The organism is Accumulibacter sp., from assembly GCF_031732815.1.
Classification (GTDB): domain Bacteria; phylum Pseudomonadota; class Gammaproteobacteria; order Burkholderiales; family Rhodocyclaceae; genus Accumulibacter.
Map to the genome: position 1 here is coordinate 1 of NZ_JAVMKF010000167.1, position 4,379 is coordinate 4,379.

4 protein-coding genes are annotated in these 4,379 nt (G+C 63.3%); all 4 read right to left on the reverse strand.

The genetic code is table 11. The annotated features are described in order from the left end of the window. Positions 1-700: 700 nt before the first annotated feature. Positions 701-1,054, reverse strand: a complete 354-nt coding sequence (locus tag RKP46_RS11035; RefSeq protein ID WP_311106690.1) for a hypothetical protein — start codon at positions 1,052-1,054, stop codon at positions 701-703. A 233-nt stretch (positions 1,055-1,287) separates the two neighbouring features. Then, entirely contained in the window at positions 1,288-3,510 is a 2,223-nt protein-coding gene (locus RKP46_RS11040) for an ATP-binding protein (RefSeq protein ID WP_311106691.1), read from the reverse strand. A 319-nt stretch (positions 3,511-3,829) separates the two neighbouring features. Continuing rightward, positions 3,830-4,084: a hypothetical protein gene (locus RKP46_RS11045; RefSeq protein WP_311106692.1), complete on the reverse strand. Its 255-nt coding sequence runs from the start codon at positions 4,082-4,084 to the stop codon at positions 3,830-3,832. A gap of 111 nt (positions 4,085-4,195) precedes the next feature. Next, positions 4,196-4,379 (reverse strand): hypothetical protein (locus RKP46_RS11050; RefSeq protein WP_311106693.1); only part of this gene is annotated, 184 nt, incomplete at its 5' end.

Here is a 4,379-nt window from a genome sequence, read left to right on the forward strand (position 1 = left end):
CTCTTCGTGCGCGGCCGCGTTTTCGCCTTGATGGGCTACGAGATTGTCGAAGGAAGAGTCGAACAAAAGCGACTGATCGAGATCCGCCGAGTCAACTATTCGCCGCTGCCGCTGCAGATCGCGCGCTAGCCGATGCCTGACGCGTGCCAAGGGCCGGCATCCGGCACGCGGCGGTTGTATTTGTGCGTCATGCGCTGGGTAAAGCGGCAAGGTGGCGGATTTCGTCCGGCCAATTCCTGGCAGCATGCGCGGCACGCGTGGAACGTGACGCCGGCGTGCAGGCTGAATGCTTGCCCTCTAGGACGGACTGGTTGGCGCCCGGACAGCATCTGGCGAGAAGGGCAAAACGGAGCAGAGAGGTGGACTTCGCCCATGTCGTCGAGGTTCGCCGGAAGGCGCTCGCCAGCCAAGAGCGCGAATGGCGGCTAGCCGCTGGGCAAGCTTGGCAAGGGCTGGCGCCTGGCCGAGCCCCAGGCGACTTTGAAGAAGTGCGACTGGCCAAGTGTCGGCCACCCGTCTGAATCTTGCGTGAGCCGACGACCGATGCGCCGGCATCCCGCGCGCAGCCATTCAGAGCTGCCGCAGCAGTATGCCAGGAGCTGGCCCCAGCCGGCTGGTGAACGAAGGACTCCTTGTGGCCGGCAACAACTTCAGGCGGACTTCGCGAACTCTCTGCAGGGAAGGCCGTCAAGCCGCGTCGTCAGCGGATTGGTACGAGTCTCCGAGCGAGCCATCTTGAGAGAACGACGAGCATTGCGACGGCGAAGGTCGATAGCGCGAGATCAGTCCAGTCGGCACGGCTGTGTCTTGCTGCATCAGCTCGCCCGGCGAACACCAGTGCCTGTCTGTGCTGACTCCGGTCAAGAAACCCCAAGGTGACGAAATTCAGTGCGGTAACGCCGATTCGCAGGAAGGGCAGCGAGTCGAATCCAGCGGTTAGAGGAACGTAATCGGGGCTGCGCCGGTCGATACCGTCGAAGGCTCGTCCGACAAGGTTTCCCGCGAAGAGACACGCCACCAGAACAAGGACGAAGACTGCGCGATACTTCAGCAATTTGATACCTCCATCAATTCCTGGTGCACGATGTTGCCGTCGGTTGGCAAAGTCAATTCTACGGCAGCTTCGCGGTCAGATCTCGCTCGGAGCGAGTGTTGCCTTGGCTCTTTCGAGAGCTTTTCGCACCGCCTGCTTCTCCGGCGCAGGGTGTACACCAGCAAGCAAGCGCGTCAAGACCTGAGGTAGCGCGTGCACTCTCGACCGGAAGTCGTCCTCCGACCGACGATCGGCTAGGCATGGCTGGATCGGTGCAACGCCTCCTCGATCGATCCGTAGTCGTAATTGTCCGCGCGGCGGCGCAGGAGTCGACCCAGCGCCGGATCACACTCGGCTACCCGGGCGATCAGGGCGTCGATCTGCCCCACATTGAGCACCACCAGGGCGTCGGCCAAGTCACGCCGCAAGTCTTCCGGCAGCGCTGCCATCGCCGAGTGCTCGAGCGCCTGTTCGGCCGGGGTAGCGGGTTCGGTCGAGTCCACTTCCCGGCGTACGAAGCGGACGCCGAGCAGGCGATCGAGGCGACTGAAGATCTCTTCGGGCCGAAACGGCTTGTGCACGACGTCCTCCATGCCAGCCGCCAACAGCTCGTCCCGCTGATCGGCGAACACGGAGGCGGTGAGGGCGACGATCCTGACCGCCTCGCCCCCCTCCAGCTTGCGAATGCGCCGGGTGGCCTCCAGCCCATCCATTACTGGCATGCGCTGGTCCATCCAGATCAGGTGCGGGCGCCACTGCCGGAAAAGCTCGACTCCTTCGGCGCCGTTCCTTGCCGTCTGCACCTTGAATCCAGCGTCTTCCAGCAGGCGACTCAGCAGCAGGGCGTTCTCTGGCTGGTCTTCGACGATCAGGATGCGCCAGGTGGGCTGGTCCGGCGCCAGGCTCAACACTTCGCTGCCGACCTGGCGCAAAGCGGTCACCTCGCTTGCGCGGGCGAGCTGAACCGGCAGCTCAATGCGGAAGCAACTGCCCCGATCGAGGCAGCTCGTGACACCAATTCGCCCGCCCATCAGCTCGACGAACTGGCGCGTGATGGCCAGTCCCAATCCGGTGCCTTTACCCTGTCTTGCGGCGGCATCGGTCTGCACGAATGGCTCAAAGACGCGCGCCTGATCGTCCGGCGCGATTCCCGGGCCGGTGTCCTCGACCTCGATCAGGAGGCGGGGCGCGCTCGCTTCCGGTCCGCCGTTCAGCCGCAGGGTTACTACGCCCTCACGGGTGAACTTGATGGCGTTGCCGAGCAGATTGACCAGCACCTGCCGCAAGCGAGTTTCGTCACCCCAAATGTAGCGCGCCACACGCGAAGAGCGCTCCAGGCGTAGCTCGACGCCCTTTTCCAGGGCGCGCTGAGCCATCATGCCGACAATGTCGTTGGCCATCGCGCCCAGATCGAATGGCGCCATCTCCAACTGGATGCGCCCGGCCTCGATCTTGGCCATGTCGAGGATGTCGTTGATCAATCCCAACAGGTGCGCACCGCTGCGATTGACAATCGCCAGGTGGTCCCGGTCTCGCCCGCTCAGCCGGCCCTCTCGACGCATCAGCTCGGTGAATCCCAAGATCGCGTTCAGCGGTGTGCGCAGCTCGTGGCTCATATTGGCCAGAAAGGCGCTCTTGGCCCGGTTGGCCGCTTCTGCCTGCTCCTTGGCCACCGAAAGTTCGACCGTGCGCGCCGACACTCTCGTTTCCAGCGTCGCGTTGAGTTCGGTCAAGCTCGTGACCAGACGTTGCAGGCGTTCGGCCATGCCGTTGAAGGTGATTGCCAGAATCTTGAGGTCGTCGATCATCTCTTCCGGATCGACGCGAATGGACCAGTCACCGCTCGTCATCCGGGTGGCCGCGGCGACCAGTTTGCGGCTTGGCGAGCCGACTACCAGCCAGATCGCGACACCGCCGCCAATCGAAATCAGCGCCACGATCAGGCCGATCTGGGACGCGGTCCTGGCCAGATAGTCCTCGCCGATGCTCGCCATGGCGTCGCGCGGAGTGGCCACCACGACGATGGCCTTTGCTCCCGACGTGGGGTGGTAGGCGAAGACCATGGCGGATCGCGAAAAGTCCTGAATGGAGCCGCTCGTGCCGGACAGGATCGACTCTGTGATCGCCTTCGGGAAATCCGCTTGCAGCGCCAATCCGACTTTCGAGCGGTCGGGATGGGCCAGGTATCGTCCAGACCGATCGGTCACGAAGACCGGACTAACCGCATCGCTGGCGCTTTCGATGACTTTCGCCAGCGCGTCCGTGCCGAGTGCGGTGCCGTCGATCTGACCGGCCAGCAGTCGGGCGAGGCGCAACTGCTCAGAACCCGCTGCACGCGCGAGCGCGTTTTCCAGGTTGTTGAATGAAAAGATCACGATTCCCAGCAAGGGAAGGCTGAGCATCAGAACCAGCCAAAGCGCCAGGCGGATGGCGAGTACGCTGATCCGGCCTTTGATCTCCGCCCACGGCAGCTTCATGGCCAGTCGATTTCTCCAAAGCACGGCCGAAAACGCCTCTTGTGCGCATCGTCGTCGCGCAGAGCGAGCACAATGGGCGGGGGAATCGAGGAATTCGGCAAATCCCGGCGACACCTCACCGCGCGCAAGTCCGTCGGATCAAGCGGCCTCGCGCCGGTTAAAGCGGATTTCGCTCCGGCCCGGAAGCGATCGTTCGCAGGGCTTCCCTGCCACGGATGGCCGCCGCTTGAATAGACCGTGCGACCTGCTTCGACCGCCGGATGAGCGGCTTTCGAGTGCGTGTCCAGGACTTCCCAGCCACACACGAGCGGACGCCGTTTCAGCGGTCGTACCGTGGCGAGCAGTTGGCCACGCCTTGCCGTCGGTTTCCCATCCATGCGCACGCAAGAGGGGTGTTCGCCATGCCTGTTGCGCGCAGGTTTCCGACCTTGACCAAAGCGGCATCGGTCGCGCGAATTGCCTTTGCGGTCAGGCTTGTCGTTCTCGGGTGCCATCGCAATTCACTCCCGTTCGACACTCCCGAAAAGCGTTGTGGCGCGGGCAGCACCACACCGGCCGATTTCTGGCTGCGCATCGCTCATCTGCTTGGACGCAGTCCGGCTCCCTTCAAGGTGCACGGAGCCAAGCGAAAGCTCCCGTGCAGAACCTGCAGCAATCACCAACACCAACGCAAACGCCTCCGATCTCACCATCGGCCAGAAGTACCGCGGATGAGCGTAGAAGCATTCGGACGCACCATCTGACGGTAATCCTGGCTTTTCTTCCGGCACACGTTCGACTGGAACGCTTTCATCAGCACGCCGCGTGCGCTTTTACGTGTCCTTTCGGCAGAGCTGCAAATCCGCGGCGGCGCTTGAGTGCGGCACCGC

Coding starts and splice junctions, on each gene's coding strand:
- RKP46_RS11040 (WP_311106691.1), bottom strand. CDS start 3,510: ATGAAGCTGCCGTGGGCGGAGATCAAAGGCCGGATCAGCGTACTCGCC.
- RKP46_RS11045 (WP_311106692.1), bottom strand. CDS start 4,084: ATGCGCAGCCAGAAATCGGCCGGTGTGGTGCTGCCCGCGCCACAACGC.